Annotated in this window: 19 protein-coding genes, 1 tRNA gene and 1 pseudogene; 11 read left to right on the top strand and 10 right to left on the bottom strand. The window is 73.6% G+C overall.

Features of this window, described 5'->3' with window-relative positions:
* Positions 1–98: 98 nt before the first annotated feature.
* Positions 99–1,427, top strand: coding sequence for an N-6 DNA methylase (locus tag RTG05_RS05385; RefSeq protein WP_166527776.1), 1,329 nt, complete (start codon positions 99–101; stop codon positions 1,425–1,427).
* A 393-nt stretch (positions 1,428–1,820) separates the two neighbouring features.
* Here RTG05_RS05385 and RTG05_RS05380 read toward each other — a convergent pair whose 3' ends face one another.
* Together RTG05_RS05380 and RTG05_RS05375 are read right to left on the bottom strand one after the other, a co-directional pair.
* Positions 1,821–2,141: a hypothetical protein gene (locus RTG05_RS05380; RefSeq protein WP_166527775.1), complete on the bottom strand. Its 321-nt coding sequence runs from the start codon at positions 2,139–2,141 to the stop codon at positions 1,821–1,823.
* A 326-nt stretch (positions 2,142–2,467) separates the two neighbouring features.
* Positions 2,468–2,695, bottom strand: coding sequence for a transposase (locus RTG05_RS05375; protein WP_166527774.1), 228 nt, complete (start codon positions 2,693–2,695; stop codon positions 2,468–2,470).
* A gap of 383 nt (positions 2,696–3,078) precedes the next feature.
* On the opposite strand from RTG05_RS05375, the gene RTG05_RS05370 reads away from it, so the two are divergent.
* The 4 genes from RTG05_RS05370 (at position 3,079) to RTG05_RS05355 (ending at position 6,630) form a co-directional block, all read left to right on the top strand.
* The gene (locus tag RTG05_RS05370) at positions 3,079–4,254 is read left to right on the top strand and encodes a tyrosine-type recombinase/integrase (RefSeq protein WP_166526591.1); all 1,176 of its coding nucleotides are present in this window, start codon (positions 3,079–3,081) and stop codon (positions 4,252–4,254) included.
* Entirely contained in the window at positions 4,251–4,592 is a 342-nt protein-coding gene (locus RTG05_RS05365) for a helix-turn-helix domain-containing protein (RefSeq protein WP_166526592.1), read from the top strand. Before RTG05_RS05370 ends, RTG05_RS05365 begins: the two co-directional genes overlap by 4 nt.
* Positions 4,589–6,037, top strand: a complete 1,449-nt coding sequence (locus RTG05_RS05360) for a hypothetical protein (RefSeq protein ID WP_166526593.1) — start codon at positions 4,589–4,591, stop codon at positions 6,035–6,037. The genes RTG05_RS05365 and RTG05_RS05360 overlap by 4 nt, the downstream gene beginning before the upstream one ends.
* 104 nt (positions 6,038–6,141) lie before the next feature.
* Positions 6,142–6,630 carry a hypothetical protein gene (locus RTG05_RS05355; RefSeq protein WP_315912354.1) on the top strand — a complete coding sequence of 163 codons (489 nt, stop codon included), beginning with the start codon at positions 6,142–6,144 and terminating at the stop codon, positions 6,628–6,630.
* Positions 6,631–7,174: 544 nt separating this feature from the next.
* Here the strand turns inward: RTG05_RS05355 and RTG05_RS05350 are convergent.
* Complete coding sequence (locus tag RTG05_RS05350; RefSeq protein WP_208104807.1) at positions 7,175–7,384, bottom strand: DUF433 domain-containing protein; 210 nt, start codon at positions 7,382–7,384, stop codon at positions 7,175–7,177.
* A gap of 343 nt (positions 7,385–7,727) precedes the next feature.
* Between RTG05_RS05350 and RTG05_RS05345 the strand changes: the two genes are divergently transcribed.
* On the top strand, positions 7,728–8,012 hold the full coding sequence (locus tag RTG05_RS05345) for a helix-turn-helix domain-containing protein (protein WP_166527773.1): 285 nt from the start codon (positions 7,728–7,730) through the stop codon (positions 8,010–8,012).
* Positions 8,013–8,085: 73 nt separating this feature from the next.
* A pseudogene (xerC, locus tag RTG05_RS22305) lies at positions 8,086–9,111 on the top strand (tyrosine recombinase XerC); the annotation flags it as partial.
* Positions 9,112–9,311: 200 nt separating this feature from the next.
* Here the strand turns inward: xerC and RTG05_RS05335 are convergent.
* Both RTG05_RS05335 and RTG05_RS05330 read right to left on the bottom strand, forming a co-directional pair.
* A tRNA-Ala gene (locus tag RTG05_RS05335) sits at positions 9,312–9,384 on the bottom strand.
* A 72-nt stretch (positions 9,385–9,456) separates the two neighbouring features.
* Positions 9,457–10,212 (bottom strand): M23 family metallopeptidase, encoded by a 756-nt coding sequence (locus tag RTG05_RS05330; RefSeq protein ID WP_166527772.1) that lies wholly within the window; start codon positions 10,210–10,212, stop codon positions 9,457–9,459.
* Positions 10,213–10,614: 402 nt separating this feature from the next.
* Here RTG05_RS05330 and RTG05_RS05325 point away from each other — a divergent pair, with 402 nt between their 5' ends.
* Positions 10,615–11,748 (top strand): CDP-glycerol glycerophosphotransferase family protein, encoded by a 1,134-nt coding sequence (locus tag RTG05_RS05325; RefSeq protein WP_166527771.1) that lies wholly within the window; start codon positions 10,615–10,617, stop codon positions 11,746–11,748.
* Positions 11,738–12,550 (top strand): phosphocholine cytidylyltransferase family protein, encoded by an 813-nt coding sequence (locus tag RTG05_RS05320; RefSeq protein WP_166527770.1) that lies wholly within the window; start codon positions 11,738–11,740, stop codon positions 12,548–12,550. Before RTG05_RS05325 ends, RTG05_RS05320 begins: the two co-directional genes overlap by 11 nt.
* Positions 12,551–12,605: 55 nt before the next feature.
* Here RTG05_RS05320 and RTG05_RS05315 read toward each other — a convergent pair whose 3' ends face one another.
* Genes RTG05_RS05315 through RTG05_RS05295 form a run of 5 tightly spaced genes read right to left on the bottom strand, consistent with a single transcriptional unit; the run spans position 12,606 to position 17,557 of the window.
* The gene (locus RTG05_RS05315) at positions 12,606–13,661 is read right to left on the bottom strand and encodes a hypothetical protein (protein WP_166527769.1); all 1,056 of its coding nucleotides are present in this window, start codon (positions 13,659–13,661) and stop codon (positions 12,606–12,608) included.
* The gene (locus RTG05_RS05310) at positions 13,658–14,308 is read right to left on the bottom strand and encodes an SCO family protein (RefSeq protein WP_166527768.1); all 651 of its coding nucleotides are present in this window, start codon (positions 14,306–14,308) and stop codon (positions 13,658–13,660) included. The genes RTG05_RS05315 and RTG05_RS05310 overlap by 4 nt, the downstream gene beginning before the upstream one ends.
* Positions 14,305–15,069 (bottom strand): YcnI family protein, encoded by a 765-nt coding sequence (locus RTG05_RS05305; RefSeq protein ID WP_166527767.1) that lies wholly within the window; start codon positions 15,067–15,069, stop codon positions 14,305–14,307. Before RTG05_RS05305 ends, RTG05_RS05310 begins: the two co-directional genes overlap by 4 nt.
* Positions 15,070–15,101: 32 nt before the next feature.
* Positions 15,102–16,895 carry a copper resistance CopC/CopD family protein gene (locus RTG05_RS05300; protein ID WP_166527766.1) on the bottom strand — a complete coding sequence of 598 codons (1,794 nt, stop codon included), beginning with the start codon at positions 16,893–16,895 and terminating at the stop codon, positions 15,102–15,104.
* A complete protein-coding gene (locus tag RTG05_RS05295; protein WP_315912352.1) occupies positions 16,892–17,557 on the bottom strand; it encodes a zf-HC2 domain-containing protein in 666 nt (221 codons plus the stop codon). The genes RTG05_RS05300 and RTG05_RS05295 overlap by 4 nt, the downstream gene beginning before the upstream one ends.
* 56 nt (positions 17,558–17,613) lie before the next feature.
* Between RTG05_RS05295 and RTG05_RS05290 the strand changes: the two genes are divergently transcribed.
* Positions 17,614–18,171, top strand: coding sequence for a sigma-70 family RNA polymerase sigma factor (locus RTG05_RS05290; protein ID WP_396349623.1), 558 nt, complete (start codon positions 17,614–17,616; stop codon positions 18,169–18,171).
* A 231-nt stretch (positions 18,172–18,402) separates the two neighbouring features.
* Positions 18,403–19,368 (top strand): sulfite exporter TauE/SafE family protein, encoded by a 966-nt coding sequence (locus RTG05_RS05285; protein ID WP_166527764.1) that lies wholly within the window; start codon positions 18,403–18,405, stop codon positions 19,366–19,368.
* The last annotated feature ends 92 nt before the right edge of the window (positions 19,369–19,460 follow it).

Below are 19,460 nucleotides of genomic sequence, written 5' to 3'. Positions count from 1 at the left end.
CGTCAGGCTTGGAGTCTAGGCTGGCCTGGTCCGAGCGAGGCCTCAATGCTGGCCCCCTAGCCCACACGAGGCACCCTTCGCCTTGGAGGAACGCATCCTTGCCCGAGACGACGTTCGACGCTTTCCGCAGCTACGTCGAGATTCTGGACGACTTAGTGGAAGCCCGGCAGGTCGACCCGGACAGCGATCAGCTCGGGCACCGCATCGCGGAGTCGCTGGCGGACGGCCCTGCGGCCGCCCTTCGCCAGCTGGTGGATCGAAGCACTCGGCGTGGCAGCGGCACCTTCTTCACGGGGCTGGCCATCAGGGACCTCATCACGGACGCGATCGAGACGTACGGCAAGGCGCCCTTCCTCGACCCCGCCTGCGGGGCTGGCGATCTGTTGCTGGCCGCCGCGCAAGCTCTGCCAGTGGCAACCCCTCAACCGACACTGCGACTTTGGGGCGAGAGCTTGCTTGGCACGGACATTCACGCGCCGCTGGCGGATGCCGCTAGGCGTCGACTCTGGCTGTTTGCCCATGAGCGCTGCTACGCATCCGGCCACTCCGTCGTAGCCGGCGGCAAGGCAGACAAGGCCAGCGGGGTTCCCGATGCCGTATTCACGCGCGTAAGTTTAGCGGACGGTATATCGAACTTGTCCCTTCTTCAGCCGTTCGATGGAACTATAGTCATGAATCCGCCCTTCGGCTCCATGCCGGCGCCGGCGGGCTACCGCTGGGGAGGGGGTCTCGTCTCTCGGGCTGCGGTTTTCGTTGATTCCGCGCTTGATGCTATGGCCATCGGCTCCATCTTGGTCGCTGTACTTCCGGACGTCTTGCGGAGCGGGAGTCGCACTCGCCGATGGCGGCAGGGAGTGCTGCAGCGGGCCGAAATCCTAGTCGAAAAGTCGTTGGGACAATTCGACGAACATGCGGATGTCGACGTTTACCTTCTTGTCGCTCGCCGCACCGAGGCGGGGACGGCTAGCGAGAAGCCGAACATCGGGAGAGTTGTTGACGACTTTTTCCACGTTGCAGTAGGGCCGGTTGTCGACAACCGGGACCCGCACCTTGGCCCACTTGTCCCCTATGCGACCGCACGAAGGTTACCCCGCCTCGGGGTTACCTCTACGCCTAACTTTTATCGTCATTTCGCTGGCCGACTGCACGCGCCCCCGTTCGTTTTAGTGCGACGGACTAGCCGACCGTCGGAATCCGCGCGAGCAGCCTCTGTAGTCGTCACCGGCAGCGTTTCTGTAGCCGTAGACAATCACCTGATTGTTGCAACACCGCACGACGGTAGTGTGGCATCTTGCAACCGGTTGGCCGAACACCTTGGAAGCGCGGCGGCGACGTCCTGGCTCAACGAGCGCATTCGATGCCGACATTTGACGGTTGGCGCGGTTCGAGAGCTGCCCTACGAGGGCTCCAAGGAGCCGCTGCCCTAGTAGCGAGTAGAGACAAGTGACGAGTCGTCTGATGCCAACGGCCCGAGTCCAGCAGGATCGAATGGCCAGGGAGCCTGACCCGGTTCTCCGGACACGTCGGGTGTGGTGATCATGCCGCGGTGACGGCGGCGGTGTGAAGGTCCTCGAACTGGACCGGGGTCTGGTAGCCGAGGGAGGAGTGTCGTCGACGGGGTTGTAGAAGGGCTCTATCCACTCGAGGATCGCCGAGCCCGGCTGGTCCAGGTCCGCCGGTCGAAGTACCCACTGCGTGGTCGACCAGAAGGACTTGATCATGCCGTTGTCGACGCTGGAGGCGGCCCGGCCCATCGAGCCGAGCAGTCCGGCGGCGCGTAGCCTATGTGGCCGAAGATTCAGGACGTGTACTGGGCGGCTTCAACCGGTCGAAATGCACCACCGCTCCATTGCGGCCGGCGGCGCCAGCGGGCCATTTTCAGGGCGTCGACGACCAGTTTGGAGCGCATATGGTCCGCGATCGACCAGCCGACAAACCACCCGGCTGGAAAAGTCGATGACCGCGGCGCAGTAGACCTTGCCCTCGGCGGTCGGGTGCTCGGTGATGTCGGTGACCCACAGTCGATCGGGTGCCTGGGCGACGAACCGCCGCTGGAACAGGTCGGCGTGCACGGCCGGCAGCGGTCTGGCGCGGCGGTGCTTGCGTCGATGACAGGTCTCGGCCAGCCCGGCGGCGCGCATCAGCCGAGCGACCCGCTTGCGGCCGCGAACCAGTCCCAGCCGAACCGGAGCTCGGCGTGCACCCGCGGCGCACCGTAGGCGCCCGGGAGGAGACGTGGACCTCGACGATGGTCGCAGTCAGCTGCTGGTCGGCGACCTGGCGGGTGCTCGGCGGCCGGCCGAGCCACTCGTAGTAGCCCGAACGCGACACCTTCAGCATCCGGCAGGCCACCGTGACATCGACCCGCAGGTCGGCGTCGTCGGCGAGCTCGCGGACCAGCCGGAACCCGATGTGGCAGCACGTTCTCCCGCGCGGAGTAGGCGCTGGCCCGCTTGCGGATCTCGATCTACATCTGCGCCACCCGCAGTTCCCGGCGCAGCCGGACCAGCTCAGCCCACTCGTCGGTGGAGAGACCATCGGCGCAGCCGGTGTCGACGTCGTCCTGCTTCATCCACCGTCGCAGACACGTCTCGGCGATCCCGAGATCGCGTGCGATCTGGGCAATCGGCTTTTCCCGCTGACGGGCCAGCTCCACCGCCCTGCGGCGGAACTCCGGCGGCTTTGCTGCAGGCATCCAGGACTCTCCTCCAAGGCGATCATCGCCTCAGATCAGGGGTCCGGGAAACCGGGTCGGGCTCCGAGTCCGGCCGCAATCCGAGAGCAGCTTCGACCTACCCGCCACTAACCGCGTCGACTCCCAGCGCGGCCGCCGCGGCACCACCCGTCCGTCATTGCGGTGACCAAGCGTCCGCTCTGGGCAAGATCACGATCCGACACACCTCCTGCACCTGCGGTCTAAAGGCCGCATATCGACGGAAAGTTGACACTTCGGGCGTCAGCTGGGCGCCTTCTCGTCAGGTGGTCACCCTCCGGTGCGTCGCTGACCTGAGGTGGGACCGGTCGCCGCTACGTTGATGCGACATTGTCGCGTTTCCGTTGACAGCTGGGGGCTCCGGGTTGGCGAAGGTCCCTGGCTCGGCCGGGCTGGTGCTGGTCGACGGAGTCGTCCATCTGGACGAGGCGGCCGCCGTGTTCGAGGCGATGCTCACCGGCTGGGCCAGACAGCAGAAGTCACGGATGCTGGCCGATGCGACGGTGGAGCCGCGGCTATCGCTGCTGCGCCGGTTCACCGAGTTCACCGAGGGCTACCCGTGGGCGTGGACGGCGGCGGACGTGGAGGACTTCACCGCCTCGCTCACCTCCGGTGAACAGCGGCTGGCGCCGGCCACGATCCGCGGTTACCACCTGACGCTGCGGATGTTCTGCGACTACCTGACCGACGCCCGCTACGAGTGGCCGCGCCAGTGCCGCGACCGGTTCGGTCAGGTGCCCACCCAGGTGTGTCACGAGTGGAACACCGTTGCGCACCTGACGGACTACGAGGGCCGGCCGGGCCGGCGCCCGCTGGCCTATGACGAGCTGCAGCAGCTGTTCGACCACCTCGACTCCCGGGTCGAGGCGATCGCCGGCTCCGGTCGCAAGGGCGCGCTGGCCGCGCTGCGCGACGCGCAGATGATCAAGACTTGCTACGCGTTCGGGTTGCGCCGCAACGAGCTGTGCCGCCTCGACGTGGCCGACCTGCGGCCGAACCCGCACGTGCCCGACTGGGGTAGCTACGGGTCGGTGCATGTGCGCTACGGCAAGGCGATCCGTGGCGGCGTCCCGCGCCGGCGCACCGTGCTGGCGGTGCCGGAGTTCGACTGGGCGATCGCCGGGCTGCGGCAGTGGACCGAGCAGGCCCGCCCGATCCTGCGGCCGGCCGATCATCCGGCGCTGTGGGTCACCGAGCGGCTGACCCGGGTCTCGACCAAGCACCTGGACAAGCGGTTCGCGGCGCTGCGCGCCGAGGCCGGGCTGCCGGCGGAGCTGACCCTGCACTGCCTGCGCCACTCCTACGTCACGCACCTGATCGAGTTCGGCTACCCGGAGCGGTTCGTCCAAGAGCAGGTCGGACACGCCTACGCCTCGACCACGGCGATCTACACCTCGGTCAGCAACGACTTCAAGAACCAGACGCTGCGCGCGGCGCTGGCCCGGGTCTACACGCCACCACCGGCGGCCACCGAGACGACCACGACGACGAAGACGGCGACGCCGATGAGGACGACGACCGGGACGGAGGCAGCCCGATGACCCGCCGAGTGGAAATGCGCTGGCACCTGCGGCAGGTGATGGCCGGCCGCGGCATCTTCCAGACCAGCGAGCTGGTGCCGCTGCTGGCCGACCGCGGAGTGCACCTGACCCGGCAGTACGTGCACAAGCTGGTCACCACCCCGCCGCAGCGGGTCAACGTCGACCTGCTCGCCGCGCTCTGCGACATCCTCGACTGCCAGCCCAGCGACCTGCTCGAGCCCGTCGTCAAGCAAGCCGAGCGGACCAAGACCGGCACCGACACAGCGAAGGAGGGGCTGGGCATCGGAGAACTGCGCCCGATCCGGGCCACCGTCCGCCGTCCCCGCGAGGACCGGTGACCCGCGGCTGGTCGACGACGACCTGCGGGCAGTGCGGCCAGCTACGCCCCTGTCACCGCAAGATCCTCGAGCAGTGGATCTGCCAGACCTGCGTGCTGCGCTTCCGCCGCGCCCCGGCGTCCTGCCCGGGCTGCGGTGGGCTGAAGGTGTTGGCCTTCTATGACGCCGGCCGCCGCCCGGCCTGCGCCGACTGCACCGGCCACGACCCGGTCTACGCCTGCCCGGCCTGCGGCCGCGAGGACAGCCCGTTCGGCCGGCACTGCGGGCCCTGCACGCTGCGCCAGCAGCTGACCGAGCTGCTCACCGACCCCAGCGGAGGGATCCACCCGCAGCTGCAACCGGTCTTCGACGCGCTGATGGCCGCGCCACGGCCGCAGACCACGCTCTACTGGCTGACCCGCGCCTCCAGCCGCCCGGACATCCTGCGCGACATGGCCCGCGGCGAGCTGGAGATCTCCCACGCCGCCTTCGAGACGCTGCCCTCCAGCCGCGCAGTCGACTACGTGCGCGACCTGCTCGCCGCCCTCGGCGTCATCCCGCCCTACCAGCTCGCCGTCGAACGCATCGTCCCGTGGCTGCGCGAGCTCCTCGCCGACCAGCCCAAAGCCAACGCCGACCTGATCGACCGATTCGCCCGCTGGCAGCTGCTGCGCCGGCTACGGCTACTCGCCGAGCGCGACCGGGTCACCCGCGGCGGAGTACAGCACGCCCGCGAAGCCGTCCTCGGCGCCACCCGGTTCCTGCACTGGCTCGACGAACACGACACCACCCTCGCCACCGCCACCCAGGCCCAGCTCGATGACTACCTGGTCCGTCACCCCGGCCGCGGCCAAAGCCTCAAGACGTTCCTGGACTGGACCCAGCGCAGCGGGCTGAGCCCCCAGCGGGCCATCCCCATGCCGGAACGGGCGCTGCCGCAGGTCACCCTCTCCGACCAGCACCGCTGGCAGCAGGTCGAGCGACTGCTGCACGACGACGACATCCGCCTCTACGTGCGCATCGGCGGCCTGTTCCTGCTGCTGTTCGCCCAGCCGCTCTCCCGGATCTGCCGCATGCGGCCCGAACAGATCACCACCGAGCCCGGCGGAGCCGTGAGCGTCACCTTCGACGAAGTCCCCATCCAGCTGCCAGACCCGCTCGACCGGCTCGTGCTCGACCAGCTGGCCCGCCGCGGCCAGGCCTCCTACGCCAGCCGCCCCGACCGCTGGCTGTTCCCCGGCGGCCTGCCCGGCAAGCACCTGGTCACCGAGAACATCCGCTCCCAACTCGTCGCGCTCGGCATCCAACCCTCCGCCGCCCGCAAGGCGGCGATGCTCGACCTCGCCGCCCGGATGCCGGTGCCGATCCTCGCCGAGCTGCTCGGTCTCTCCCCCAACACCGCCACCCGCTGGGCCACCCTCGCCGCCCGCGACTGGAGCCAGTACGCCGCCATGCGGCGGGCCTGACACCCCGATCTCGGAGAGCAATAGGGGGCGGTTCCAATATGCGCCTCCACCGATAGGGAGCTCGTGGTGACGGGTTACAGGAGGATCGACAGCAGACTGACGGCATGGGAACCAGCGGCACTCCCGAGTACCGGGCACGACGGCGGGCAGGTGAGCAACAAGGCCGTCAGCGCCACGAGCAGACCGCAGTCAAGCGCCCCCGTTCCGAGCAGGCCGGCCCTGCGCCGGACGGGCCCGAACGCCGCAGCGCCGCGACGACCTGCGGATGGTGCAGCGGACCGATCACCCCGCGCCAGCGCGGCCCGATCCCGAAGTGGTGCTCGGCCACCTGCCGGCACTGGGCCTGGGAGCAGAGCCGCGCGGCGAGCGCCGGCCGGACGGCAGTGCAGGTGGTCGAGCGGCGGGTCGAGATCCGGGTACCCCTCGAGCCGACCCGTCGAGACTGGCCGCGGTTGCTTGGCGAACTCGCCGGTCAATTGGATGACGGCCGGGTCTACGACCGGGACCTGCCCACCCTCGGCCGGGCACTGGACCCGGTCCTGCGGAACTACCGGCGGCGGGCGCGCTGGAGCGGCGCACCTGACCTCCCCTGAGTGCCCGGAGGCGGAGGTCCCGTATTGCTCCTGTAGAGCACCTGCGTCGACGGTGACGTCAGGACAGTTGTCGTGGAGCGGGAGGCCGACGGGGGTGACGTAGGCGACGGGGCGGTGACGACCCGACCGGCTCGACGTCACCCCAACCGACTCGCCACCGGCCCTCGCTGGCGACATGATTGCCGGCATTGCTGGACGGTAGTGCCCTCTGGCCGCGCAGCAGGCCCCGCCGAGAGGCGCACCGATCCTCTGCGAGGGGTAGCGCGCTCCGGTGACGCCTGCGCGGCATGCCGTTCTGTCACCCCCGGCTACTCGTCACAACGTTTTGCGCAGTCCTGGATGCATGAGGTGTGTCGGCTCGTGATCTTGTCCGGGCAGTGGTCGAGATGGCAGCGGAGAGCGCACAGGCGAGGGCCGTGTACGCAGCCGATCTGGCTGACGGTGCGGAGGTCCGCTGACGGGGTGACGTGGCGCCGCACGCGGCGGCGACCCTGCCGACGACGTGGGGTTGGACCCTCACTCAGGCGCTAGCGGCACCAACTCCTCACCGGCCAGCAACGCCCCCGTAGGCGGCGGCCGCCTGCACCCCTTTCGAGGTCAGGGTCGGATACTCCGCGACGACCTCTTCGGGGCTCATCCCGGCGGCCAGGCAGTCGAGCACCACGCTGACCGGCACGGGGATGCCGGCGAACACCGCCTGGCCGCTCAGCACGGCCGGATCGGTGGTGATCGACCCCAGATGATCGGAGCTCATGGGCCCGGTGTGCCCGCGCCAGCGATCTACGCCCAGCACACCGAGCCCCCCAACCGTGCGGCCTCGTCGAGCGGGACCGTCGATTCCTGCGCTGCGACCGCATGACACCGCCCGGACCGCTCGACGTACTGGAGGAAAACCGGAGACGCGCCGGAGCAGGTCAGGAGACCGAGCAACTTGACGGACGTCGGCCCCAGGTGATCAGGAGCTCGGACAGCAGGGACCGGAGAAAAACAGGAAGTTCGCCGGGCACTGTCACCAACCGGCCGGATAGGGCGCCTTCTCCAGGTGGGCGTGCGGCGCCGGACGCCGGCGCACGAGGCCACACGACGAGGAGGGCGATATGAGCGACGTGCAGCGACCTCAGGAGCCGGTCTCCAGCGACCCGCTGCTGCTCACACCCGAGGAGGCCGCCACGGTGCTCCGCCTCGGGCGCACGACGGTCTACGCGCTGATGAAGGCCGGCGACCTGCACCCCGTTCACATCGGCCGGAGCTGCCGGCTCTCCCGCAGCGAGCTCGAACGATACGTTCGCGGCCTGGAAGCTCCCCGCACCCCTCCTCGTGGGCTGCGACGGGCCCGGACCACCACGGACCAGCTCGGCCCGACGTCGCCCGATGCCGCGTGAATCCACAACCGCTCCGCTGGTGTCGGACCGCTCGCCCAGACTGACACTCCAGCCCACGACCCAGGGGTGACCGATGGCGGGACGCGCCTCGAACGGCGAGTCGACGATCTACAAGGGCGCCGACGGGCGCTGGCACGGCTACGTCTCGGTCGGCTTCACGCTCGACGGGAAGCTCGATCGCCGGCACGTCAGCAGCAAGAGCCGCGGCGTCGTCGTCGCCAAGGTCCGGGAGCTCGAGCGCAAGCGCGACTCAGGGATGGTCGGCGAGACGTCGACCCCGACCGTCGCCTGGTGGCTCGAGCACTGGCTGACCACCATCGCCCCGCGCCGCGTGCGCCAGCGGACGCTGGAGAGCTACGAGTCGGCCGTCCGCAAGCACCTGATCCCCGGGATCGGCCGGCACCGCCTCGACCGGCTGCGTCCCGAGCACCTCGACCAGCTCTACACCGCCCTGCTCGACGACGGTTACTCCCCCGCTTCGGTTCTGCGCCACCACCGCATCCTGTCCCGGGCGCTGACCGTCGCCGTCCAGCGCGGGCACGTTCCCCGCAACGTCGCCGCGCTCGTCGACCCGCCCGCCCAGCGCCCGAGCGACATCGCCACCGCCCTCGACCTCGAAGAGGCCCGCGCCGTCCTGCACGCCGCAGCCGGCGTCCGCAACTCCGCCCGTTGGACCGTCGCGCTCGCCCTCGGCCTGCGCCAGTCCGAGGCCCTGGCGCTGCAGTGGAAGGACATCGAGCTGCTCGCCAACACCCTTACGGTCCGGCGGAGCATCCACCGCGTCCGCGGCGGCGGGCTGATCTACGAGGAGCCCAAGACCCGCCGCAGCCAGCGCACGCTCGCCCTCCCGATGCCTCTCGTCGCCGAGCTGCACCGGCACAAGGCCGCGCAGCTCGGCGAGCGGATGCTGGCCGGCTCCGAGTGGCAGGACGAGGACCTGGTCTTCGCCCAGCCCAACGGGCGGCCGATCGACAAGAAGGCCGACTACGACGACTGGACCCGTCTGCTGCAGGCCGCCGGCGTCCGGCACGTCCGGCTGCACGACGGCCGGCACACTGCCGCGACCCTGCTGCTGAGCGAGAACGTGCACCCGCGGGTGGTCATGGAGCTGCTCGGCCACAGCCAGATGCGCACCACGATGGACATCTACAGCCACGTCATGCCGGCGCTGGCCCGGGAGGCGGCCGACCGGATGGGCACCCTGCTGCTGCCGAGTGGAGCCGGTCCAACTGCAGCCACAACTGCAACCAGAGACGACTCAGGCCGCCCTCCCGAGGGAGAACGGCCTGGTCAGAGGGGTGGAGCTGAGGGGACTCGAACCCCTGACCCCCACACTGCCAGTGTGGTGCGCTACCAGCTGCGCCACAGCCCCTCGTGCGGCCCGGTCCGGTGCTCCGGGCCGGTGACGACTGTACAGCCCCGGACCGGGCCTCCCGTGCAGGGGTCAGATCTCCACGCCGCGCGCGGCCAGCCACGGCACCGGGTCGATGCGCTTGCCGTTCATCCCGCCCTGGTGCACCTCGAAGTGCAGGTGCGGGCCGGTCGACTGCCCCCGGTTGCCCAGCAGCGCGATCGTCTCGCCGGCCTCCACGTACTGGCCGGGCTCGACGAGGATGGAGTCCATGTGGCCGTAGACGGTGACGTCGCCGTTCTCGTGCAGGACGTAGACGGCCAGCCCGAAGCCGCTGGCCGAGCCGGCGCGCAGGACGACACCGTCCATCGCCGCGTACTCCGGCGTGCGCATCGGTGCGGCCAGGTCGATCCCGTAGTGGAAGGTGCCCCACCGGGCGCCGTAGCCGCTGGTGAAGCGGGCACCGGCGACCGGGAGCACCGCCTTGGGCCGCGCCGCCTCGCGGGCGGCCTCCGCCGCGGCCGCCTCGACCGCGGCCCGCTCGGCGCGGGAGGCGGCGACCTCGGCCAGCCGGGCCTCGGCCTCCGCCACGGTGATCGAGGCCATGGGCATGGTCTCGACGTCGTCGCCGACGGTGGTCAGCTCCATCTGGGCGGCCAGCACCGACGTCGGAGCGGCCGGCGCGTCCGAGGCGTTGGACACACCCGTGACCCCGGCCACCAGCCCGCCCAGGACCAGCGCCGTCAGCAGCAGCGGGCCGCGGCGCCGGCCCGGGACGACGCCGGGGGATCGACGGGTACCCGGGACCCGGAGGTCCCGGTCGCGCGTCGCGGAACGCCGTCCGGCCATGCACCTGCCCGTTCGTGGGGAGAGGGCCCGATCGCCGGGCTCGAGGGGGGTTGGGAGGCATCCAAACACCCCGTGACCGGTCCGTGACCATCCGTGCGGCGTGTCTGTCCGGACTCGCCGGGAGCGACCTGCGTCACACCCGGAGGGGACGCGGATCACGCGAGGGGACGGCATCGGCGGGGTAACGCTGTCGGGCGGCCGACTCGACGGCCGGCCCCCTGTACGTGTAGTTGTTGTCGACGCTGCACCACCCGGTCGACGGCTCCCGTTCACCTGCGGCAGGGGACCGCCGGCCCGGCCAGACCGCCGCGAAGGGAGCAGACCGCACGCCACGAGAAGGACCTGATGCTGCATGACGACACGTGGACGCCCCGTGGGCGCATCCCGCCATGGTCGCCTGCGGTGAGGTTCGTCTGGTCCAGCTTCCGCGGCCGCTACGCCGACAACCCCCGGGCCCTCTACGAGGCCGTCGCCGCCCGGGGCCACGCGCCGGAGGGCGCCGACGGGCCGGAGCACACCTGGCTGTGCACCGCCGCCACCCGCGGCACCTTCCCCGCCGGCGTCCGCACCGTCCTGCAGGACGCCCCGGAGGCCCGCACCGCGCTGGAGGCGGCCGACGTCGTCGTCGCCAACGACTGCCTGTCCCTGGAGTGGGACAAGTCCCCCGGCGCGACCTACCTGCAGACCTGGCACGGCACCCCGCTCAAGCGCATCCACCACGACGCGCCCGCGCGCCCCGGCTGGCTGGACGCCGCCGACCGGGACGTCGCCCGGTGGGACCACCTGCTGTCCCCCAACGCCTGGAGCACCGAGCGGCTGCGCCGCGCCTTCGGCTTCCGCGGGCCGGTGCACGAGACCGGCTACCCGCGCAACGACGTGCTGAGCAGCCCGGACCGCGACGTCCTCCGGGCGCGGACGCGGGCGCGGCTGGGCATCCCCGAGGGGACGACCGCGGTCCTCTACGCCCCCACCTGGCGGGACGACCAGGTCCTGGACCACACCGGCGGCTCCGGTGCGGACCTGCCCATCGACCTCGACGACCTCACCGCACGACTGGGCTCCGACCACGTCCTGCTGGTCCGGCTGCACAGCATCGTCGCCGACCGGCTGGAGCTCCCCGACGGCGTCCCGGTGCTCGACGTCTCCGACGAGCCGGACCCGGCGGAGCTGTACCTGGCCGCCGACGTGCTGGTCACCGACTACTCCTCGGTGATGGTCGACTTCGCCGTCACCGGCAAGCCGGTGCTGCTGTTCGCCTACGACCTCGACCACTACCGGAACGACCTGCGCGGCTTCTACGTGGACCTCGCCGAGGTCGCACCCGGGCCGCTCCTGACCACCAGCGCCGAGCTCGTCGACGCGCTCGCCGACCTCGACGCCGCGATGGCGCCGCACACCGGGCGCTACGCGGCGTTCCGGCAGACCTTCTGCCACCTGGAGGACGGGCACGCCACCGAGCGCGTCCTCGACCTGCTCACCCCGTCGGCAGCAGCCGCCGGAACCACCACCCGAGGAGGGGACGACCGTGCTCGCTGACCGCGCCACCACCGCCGCTGATCTGACCGGGCCGGCGCACGCCGCCCCGGGCCCGCGCCCGGGCGACCTCCCCGTGCAGGTCGTCATCCTGGCCGCCGGGATGGGCACCCGGCTGGGCCGGCCATGGCCCAAGCCCCTGACCCCGCTGCACGACGGGCGCAGCATCCTGCAGCGCCAGCTGGACAACCTCCGCTCGGTGCTCGGCCCGGCCGTCGACGTCACCGTGGTCGTCGGCTTCGAGGCCGAGCGGGTGATGCGGGCGGTACCCGAGGTGCGCTTCGCCTACAACCCCGACTACCGGGTCACCAACACCTCGCAGAGCCTGCTGCGCGCGCTGCGGGCCACCCGGGACGGCGGCGTGCTGTGGCTCAACGGCGACGTCGTGTTCGACCCGGCGGTGCTCGAGACCGCCCTGCCGGCGCTGCGGGCCGACGAGAGCTTCGTCTGCGTCGACACCTCCACCGTCGCCGACGAGGAGGTCAAGTACACCGTCGACGCCGAGGGGTGGATCGCCGAGCTGTCCAAGACCGTCGTCGGCGGCCTGGGCGAGGCCGTCGGCATCAACCACGTCTCGGCCGCCGACAAGCCGGTGCTGGTCGAGCACCTGGCGGCGTGCGCGGAGCAGGACTACTTCGAGCGCGGCATCGAGACCGCGATCGCCGCCGCGGGCCTGCACGTCCGGCCGCTGGACATCTCCCGGCACGCCGCCGTCGAGGTCGACTTCGAGGCCGACCTGGAGCGGGCCAACGCGCTGTTCGCCGGGCGGGGGCACCTGCAGCCGGTCACCGGCGACCCGGTGTAGCAGCAGGACCCCTCTGCGCCTCGCGGGCCCGACGGGGACCCTCAGGAGGGGCCGCTCAGCCGACCGGCTGGGGCGCCCGGGTGCGGCGGGTGGCCACCAGGCCGCCGAGGACGCACCCGGCGCCCAGCGCGACCAGCACCGCCACCGCGGCCCGGGTGAGCAGCACCGGCCCGCTCGCCAGCACGTTCGCCGTCCACAGCACGTCGACGTCCGGCAGGCCCTGCACCAGCAGCAGCCAGCCGAGGACGACGGCCAGCAGCGCGGTCGGCCCGCTCCGGCCGCGCCGGGCGGCGAGCAGCCCACCGGCCGCGACGGCGGCGGCGAGCAGCCCGGGCAGCAGCGCGGAGACCAGCGCGCCGGCGTGCGAGGAGACGCTGGTCGCGGGCTCCGGCGTGGTGGCCGCGTGGTACAGCGCGGCGACCCCACCGACCGCCATCAGCACACCCAGCGGCCGCGGCCCGCGGGACAGGAGTGCGGCGGCCACCGGCGCCAGCACCATCAGCGCGTACAGCGGCCACACCGCCCAGGCGGGGGGCGGCGGGCTCCAGGTGAGCTCCCCGCGCACCTGCACGTCCACGCCGCCGGAGGCCATCGGCACCACCCACGCCGACACCAGGTGCCCCCGGGTCGGGTCGGCGGCCACGGCCGGCGGCAGCACGCCCTCGCTCATCCAGTGCGTCCGGTGGTCGTGCCAGACGTAGCCGGGCCCGGTGGACACCTGCACCCACTCCGGCGCGGCGCCGGGGTCGGCGTGCGCGGGCAGCGGGGTGCGCCCGAAGCGGTCCAGGTTGATGTAGGTGGCCGGGCTGTGGGCGTTGCGCCACACCCCGTCGGGCCCGATGCGCAGGTAGGGCTCGCCGGAGTAGCCGGGCACCTCGACGTCGGTCGCCGTCGGGTTGACCACCTCGAGCTCGTCGCCGAAGGACAGCACCCGCACCGCCACGCCGGGCAGCGCCGGCTCGACGGCCAGCACCCGCGCGGCGAAGTCACTGCCGGCGGCCCCGCCGCCGACGTGCGCCCGCGCCGGGCCGGCCGGCAGGACGACGGCCAGCAGCACCACGGCCAGGACCCCGAGGACGACGACCAGCGGGCGGGCGGCCCGCCGGGTCACGCCCGGGTCACCAGCGCGAGGTCCTCGGCGATGTCGCGGCTGGTGTTGCCCGCGTCGAAGGCGACGTCGGCCAGGTCGTCGGTGCCGTAGAGCAGCAGCAGCGAGGAGTGCAGCCGGCCGTTGTCCTCCGCCTGCGGCACCCCGGCGGCCAGCTGGGCCTGGTCGATCTGCTCCTGGGTGCCGGTCAGCCCGACGAAGCGGGTGGGCAGGTCGGCGTCGAACCGGGCCAGGTACTCGGCGAGCACGTCGGGGGTGTCGAACGCCGGGTCGGTGGTGACGAACACCACCTGCACCTGCTCGGCCAGCGCCGGGTCGACGCCGCGCAGCGCGACGGCGACGTCGGCCATCGTCGTGGGGCAGATGTCCGGGCAGTTGGTGAAGCCGAAGAACAGCAGCGTGGGCTTCCCACCGGTCTGCGCGGCGAAGTCGTAGGGCTGCCCGCCGGGGCCGATGAGGGTGAAGGAGGGCCGCTGGTAGGGGTCGGGCAGGTCCAGCCCGGCGTAGCGGTCCTCCGGGCCCTCGACCTGCGCGACCGCGCCGTGGCCCTCGTGGCCCTCGTCGTCGGCCGCGCCGGCTCCGCAGCCGGCCAGCACGAGCCCGGCGCACAGCAGGGAGGCGGCCAGCCGGCCGCGGGGGAACGGGCTCACGAGGACACGGTACGACGCCCGGCCCGCCAGCCGAGGACGACGCCGGCCAGGCCGGTGAGCAGCGCGAGGAGCGCGACGAAGAGGGCCAGCGCGCCCGGGCCGGCCTCGCCGTGCTCGGCAGCGCCCGCCGCGGCGGCGGTGTCGGTGGCGGTGGTGTCCGTGCCGGTGGTCGACGTCCCGGCGGTGCCGTGCCCGGCGTCGGCGGCCGCGGTGAGGGTGAGCAGCGGGGCAGGGCGCGCCGGCTCGGCCTGGCCGGCGACGGTCGGCTCGATCCACGCCGCCTCGGTGCCGTCGCTGTAGGTCTGCACGGCGGGGAAGGTCAGCCGGTCGGCGTCCGGGAACGGGCCGCCGGACAGCGCGAACTCCTGGAACTCGCCGGGCCGGATGCCACCGCCGTCCACCGCCCGGAACTCGACCACCGAGACGTAGCCGGTGATCGGCTCGCCGTGGGCCTCCCGCGGCGCCGGCAGGTCCGCGGTGGTCGTCGTGACCGTCCAGCCCGGCACCGGCTGGGTCCGCAGGGAGGCCATCGCCGCGTCCGGCGGTACGGAGATCCGCAGCGCGACGGTGCTGGCGGTGTCGCTCTCGTTGGGCACCCGGAAGACGAGCTTGCCGTAGCCGCCGGCGGCCGCGTCGTCCGACGAGACGGTGACGTGTGCGGCGGCGGCGCTCGCGCCGGCGAGAGCGGCGGCCAGCGCGGTCAGCAGGGCCAGGGCGACGACGCCGAGCCGCGCGAGCGGTCGGGGCAGGGGGGAGGACACGGTTCTCCTGTCGGTCGGGGGTGCCGGGCGCTTCAGCGGACGGGGAAGGTGGTGCTGGCGGTGCCCGCGGTGAACTCGTCGAGCCGGACGGCCACCGCGAGGGTCCAGGTGCCGGCGCCGGGGATCGCCATGCCGTCGCCGACGTAGTGCCCCGGCCCGGCCGGTTCCAGGTCGACCTCGATCGGGCCGAGCTGCTGGGCGGGCTCGGTCAGCGTCACCCGGACGTCGACGGGCTGGGTGAACCGCCCCTGCTCGTCGAGCAGGTAGACGTGCAGCGTGTTCGGTCCGGCCGCGGCCGGGTCGACCGACACCTGCACGCTGCCGGAGGCCCCCGCGGTGGTCTGCACCGGCAGGGTGACGTCCACCGGCCGGGCCACCTCGGCCCGCGCCGGCGGGGTGCCGACGAGCACTGCCGACAGCGCGAGGACGACGAGGCCCACGGCGAGCTCGACGAGCACCGCCCGGCGCAGTGCGGGCCGCTCCGCGGCGGCCGCCTCGGCCAGCACCTCGGCGCGGGCGCCGGCGGCCGAGGTCACGGCGGGGTGCGGCTCGGGCACGTCGCCGGCCGGGCCGGCGGCCGCGGAGGAGAAGGCGTGCGCGGGAACCCGCCGGCGCGGCGCGGGCCGGGCCCGCCGCACGCCCAGGTGCTGCTGCACCCACACCCGGGAGACGCCGGCGGCCGCGAGCAGCAGCAAGACCAGCACCAGTTTGGCCAGCAGCAGCCACCCGTAGGGGGTCGTCACCAGTGCGGCGGGCGAGCCGACCTCCCGCACCGACTGCACGACGCCGGTGACCACCAGCGCGGTCACCGACCCGGCGGCCAGCCGGGAGAACGGGGGCAGCGCCCGGGCCACGTCGGCCGCGGGGGCCTGCTCGCGCAGCACGCCGCCGAGCAGGCCGGCCAGGCCACCGAGCCAGACCGCCATGGCCGCGACGTGCACGGCCGCGGCGGCGACGGCCAGGCCCGGTAGTGGCCCGGCGACCGGGTGGCCGACCGCGGCGAACGTGGCGACCAGCGCGACGGCGAGGACGCCGCCGGCGACGACGTCCGACCGGGACGGGCTCCCCCGCCGCCACACCGACCGCAGGACGACGGCCAGCGCGGCCACCAGGACCACGCGCAGCAGGGTGGCCCCGCCGGTGCCCGAGCCCGCGGTGGCCGCGAGCAGGGCGGGGTCGGCGAGCGAGGTCAGGCTGCTGCCGGCCGCATAGGGGCCCTGCAGCAGGAAGGACAGCGCCGCACCCGCGGCGACCAGGGCCAGCCCGGCGCTGACCATGCGGCGCAGCCGCGCCGAGGTCCAGCCCGCCGGCCACGCGGTCAGCAGCAGCACCGGCACGCCGAGGGCGAGGGACACGCCGGCGAACCCGAGCCAGCGGGTGGCCGGGAGGGCCGTACCCACCACGGGGTCGGTGTCCCCCGCGCCCGAGACGGCACCGGCGGGCACCAGCTCGCCGTCCCCCACCACGAAGGAGAAGGCGCCGGAGATCGGGTGCGAGTCGGCCGAGACGACCCGGTAGGTGACCAGGTAGCCGCCCTCGGGCAGGTCCCCGCGCAGCGGGACGACGACGGCGTCGCCCTGCACCGCGGCCGACCCGGTGTCCACCCGCTCCCCCGACGCGTCCAGGACGCGCGCGTACCCGGCGCCCACGGAGACGCCCTCGGTGAAGGTCAGGGTGACCTGGGCCGGGGCCTGCTCGAGGCGGGCGCCCTCGGCCGGGTCGGTCGACACCAGCTCCGCGTGCGCGGCAGCCGGTGGCGCGGTCGCCACCCCGGCCGCGAGCCACAGCCCCAGCAGGACCAGCGTGCCGGCGGCCCAGCGCCTCACGCCGGTACCCGCTGCCGGCCGAGCGCGGGCAGCGGGCGGCGGCGGCGTCCCCGCCAGGCCAGCGCGGCGACCAGCGCGGCGCCGGCGAGCAGCAGCAGGTGGGCGGCCGCGCGGTCGGCCGGCACGTGCCCGGCGCGCAGGTCCGCGACGGTGAGCACGGCGAGGGTCACCACCAGGGTGCCGAGGAAGGGCAGCGCGCCGGCGGCCAGCCGCGGCGCGGCGGCCACGGCGAGCAGGGCCGCGGCGGTGCCCAGCCCCCACGCGCCGGTCTCGTGCGCCACGTGCACCGGCGCGCTCATCGCGCCGGTGCCGGCGACGAGGGCCGGCCAGGCGGCCGCCGCCTGGGCCACGCCCACGGCCAGCAGGCCCAGGCGGAGTGCGGCCGTGGTCAGCCGGGCCCGGGCGGCGGCCGCGGTGCCGGGCAGCGCGCGCGGCAGCGCGGTCAGGACGGCGGCCGTGAGGTCGGGTACGGCCGGCGCGGGGGCCAGCCGGGCGCGGCGGGTGACCAGCTCGGCCTGCCGGGCCCACGCCACGCAGCCGGCGCACGCGCGCAGGTGGGCGTCCAGCTCGGTGGGGGCCAGTCCGGTCGGTTCGCCGTCCAGCCGGGCGGAGACCGCCTCGCGGTAGGGGGTGCACTGCACGAGGGGGTGGTCGTCGCGCACGCGCGGGTGGTTCCCGTGAGCTGCGCGACAGCCCGGGCGGCGGGTCCCCGGGGAGGATGGAGGACGTGGACGAGCTGGAGCGGCTGGCGTCCGCCGCCGTGGACGGCGACCCGCTCGCCGCGGCGGCGCTGGTGCGCGCCACCCAGTCCGACGTCTGGCGCCTGTGCGCGGCCCTCGGTGACCGGCAGTCCGCCGACGACCTGACCCAGGAGACCTACCTGCGCGCCTTCGGGTCCCTGCACCGCTTTGAGGGCCGCTCCTCGCTGCGCACCTGGCTGCTGTCGATCGCCCGGCGGGTGTGCGCCGACGCCGTCCGCTCCCGCCGGCGCCGCCGGCTGACCCTGGTGCGGGACGACGCCGACCTGGAGGCCCTGTCGGCCGACGGCGGCGCCGACCGGGTCGGCGAGGGTGCCGCGGTCGCCGACCTGCTGGGCCGGCTGTCCCCCGACCGGCGCGAGGCGTTCGTGCTCACCCAGCTGCTCGGGCTGCCCTACGCCGAGGCCGCGGAGGTGGCCGGCTGCCCGGTGGGCACCATCCGGTCCCGGGTGGCGCGGGCGCGGGCGGACCTGGTGGCCGCCCTCGGTGGGGACGACGCGGTCACCGCGCGCGGCTGAGCAGCCCGGCGTCCCAGCCAGCGGGACGTCCCGGGCGCCTATCCCGACCGACCTGGTAGACATTTCCCGTGGCGGCGACGGCGGTGCTCCTGGTGGGGCGGATCCACGTCGACCTGCTGCGCGTGTGCACCGCGCGCTGTCCGGGCTGCTGACCCCCCGCGCCCGCTCAGCACCGCCCGCGCCGCGCGCCCTCGCGCGCCCGCGGGCCCCCTGGATCCGGAGACCTCCGCCGTGCCCGTGTTCGTCCTGTTCGCCCTGGTCAGCGGCGGCGCCCAGCTCGTCGACGGCAGCCTGGGCATGGGCTACGGCGTCACGACGACGTCGATCCTGCTCGCGCTGGGCACCAGCCCCGTCGCGGCCTCGGCCACGGTGCAGTTCGCCGAGGTCGGGACGGCGGTGGCCACGGGCCTGTCCCACTGGCGCTTCGGCAACGTCGACTGGCGGGTGGTCGTCAAGATCGGCGTCCCGGGTGGGGTCGGTGCCTTCGCCGGCGCCCAGGTGCTCTCCAGCATCCCCGCCGACGTCGCCCGGCCGCTGATGGCCGCCGTGCTGGTCGCCCTGGGGGTCTACCTGCTGGCCCGGTTCACCCTGCACGGCGTCGACCGGCGCAACCTCGGCAAGCCGATGCGCAGCAGCTTCCTCGCCCCACTGGGCCTGGGCGCCGGCTTCGTCAACGCGATCGGCGGGGGCGGCTGGGGCCCGATCAGCACGCCGGCGATCCTGTCCAGCGGCCGCATGGAGCCGCGCCGGGCCGTCGGCTCCGTCGACACCTCGAAGTTCCTCGTCGCGCTGTCGGCCAGCGCCGGGTTCCTCTCCGGCCTGGGCGCCGACGGCGTCGACCCGGTGGCCGTCGCCGGGCTGCTGGTGGGCGGCGTGCTCGCCGCGCCGGTCGCCGCCTGGCTGGTGCGCCGCATCGCCCCGCGGCTGCTGGGGTCACTGGTCGGCGGGGCGCTGGTGCTGTTCAACGTGCGCGTGCTGCTGGGCGCCGAGGGCCTCGACGTGCCGGGGCCGGTGCGGGGCGGCGTCCTGCTGGCCGTCGCCGCGGTCTGGGCGCTGGCGGTCACCCACTCGGTGCGGGAGTACCGGCGCGACCGGGTCCGCGAGTCGGCCGACGCCCTGGCCGCGGAGGCCGCCCGGCTGCGCGGGGCCGGCGACCGCGCGGTGGCCGCCGGTCGCCCCGCCGACCCGCGCCACTGAGAGGACCCGTTCGCCCCCCACCCCTCGTTGACGCTCGGCGCGGGACCCTGCGAGGGGGCCACTCCGGGCTCACCGTTGCCGGTCCTGGCTCA

It is taken from the genome of Geodermatophilus sp. DSM 44513, from assembly GCF_032460525.1.
Taxonomy (GTDB): domain Bacteria; phylum Actinomycetota; class Actinomycetes; order Mycobacteriales; family Geodermatophilaceae; genus Geodermatophilus.
Note: the sequence above shows the minus strand (reverse complement) of the source record. Positions and strands in the feature narration are given on the sequence as shown.

Bases quoted from the DNA above. Each gene is read 5' to 3' on its own strand.
- RTG05_RS05380 (WP_166527775.1), bottom strand. From the start codon at position 2,141: ATGCGCGCCGCCGGGCTGGCCGAGACCTGTCATCGACGCAAGCACCGC.
- RTG05_RS05330 (WP_166527772.1), bottom strand. From the start codon at position 10,212: ATGGCCGGACGGCGTTCCGCGACGCGCGACCGGGACCTCCGGGTCCCG.
- RTG05_RS05290 (WP_396349623.1), top strand. From the start codon at position 17,614: ATGGAGGACGTGGACGAGCTGGAGCGGCTGGCGTCCGCCGCCGTGGAC.
- RTG05_RS05350 (WP_208104807.1), bottom strand. From the start codon at position 7,384: ATGAGCTCCGATCATCTGGGGTCGATCACCACCGATCCGGCCGTGCTG.
- RTG05_RS05345 (WP_166527773.1), top strand. From the start codon at position 7,728: ATGAGCGACGTGCAGCGACCTCAGGAGCCGGTCTCCAGCGACCCGCTG.
- RTG05_RS05375 (WP_166527774.1), bottom strand. From the start codon at position 2,695: ATGCCTGCAGCAAAGCCGCCGGAGTTCCGCCGCAGGGCGGTGGAGCTG.
- RTG05_RS05355 (WP_315912354.1), top strand. From the start codon at position 6,142: ATGGGAACCAGCGGCACTCCCGAGTACCGGGCACGACGGCGGGCAGGT.
- RTG05_RS05365 (WP_166526592.1), top strand. From the start codon at position 4,251: ATGACCCGCCGAGTGGAAATGCGCTGGCACCTGCGGCAGGTGATGGCC.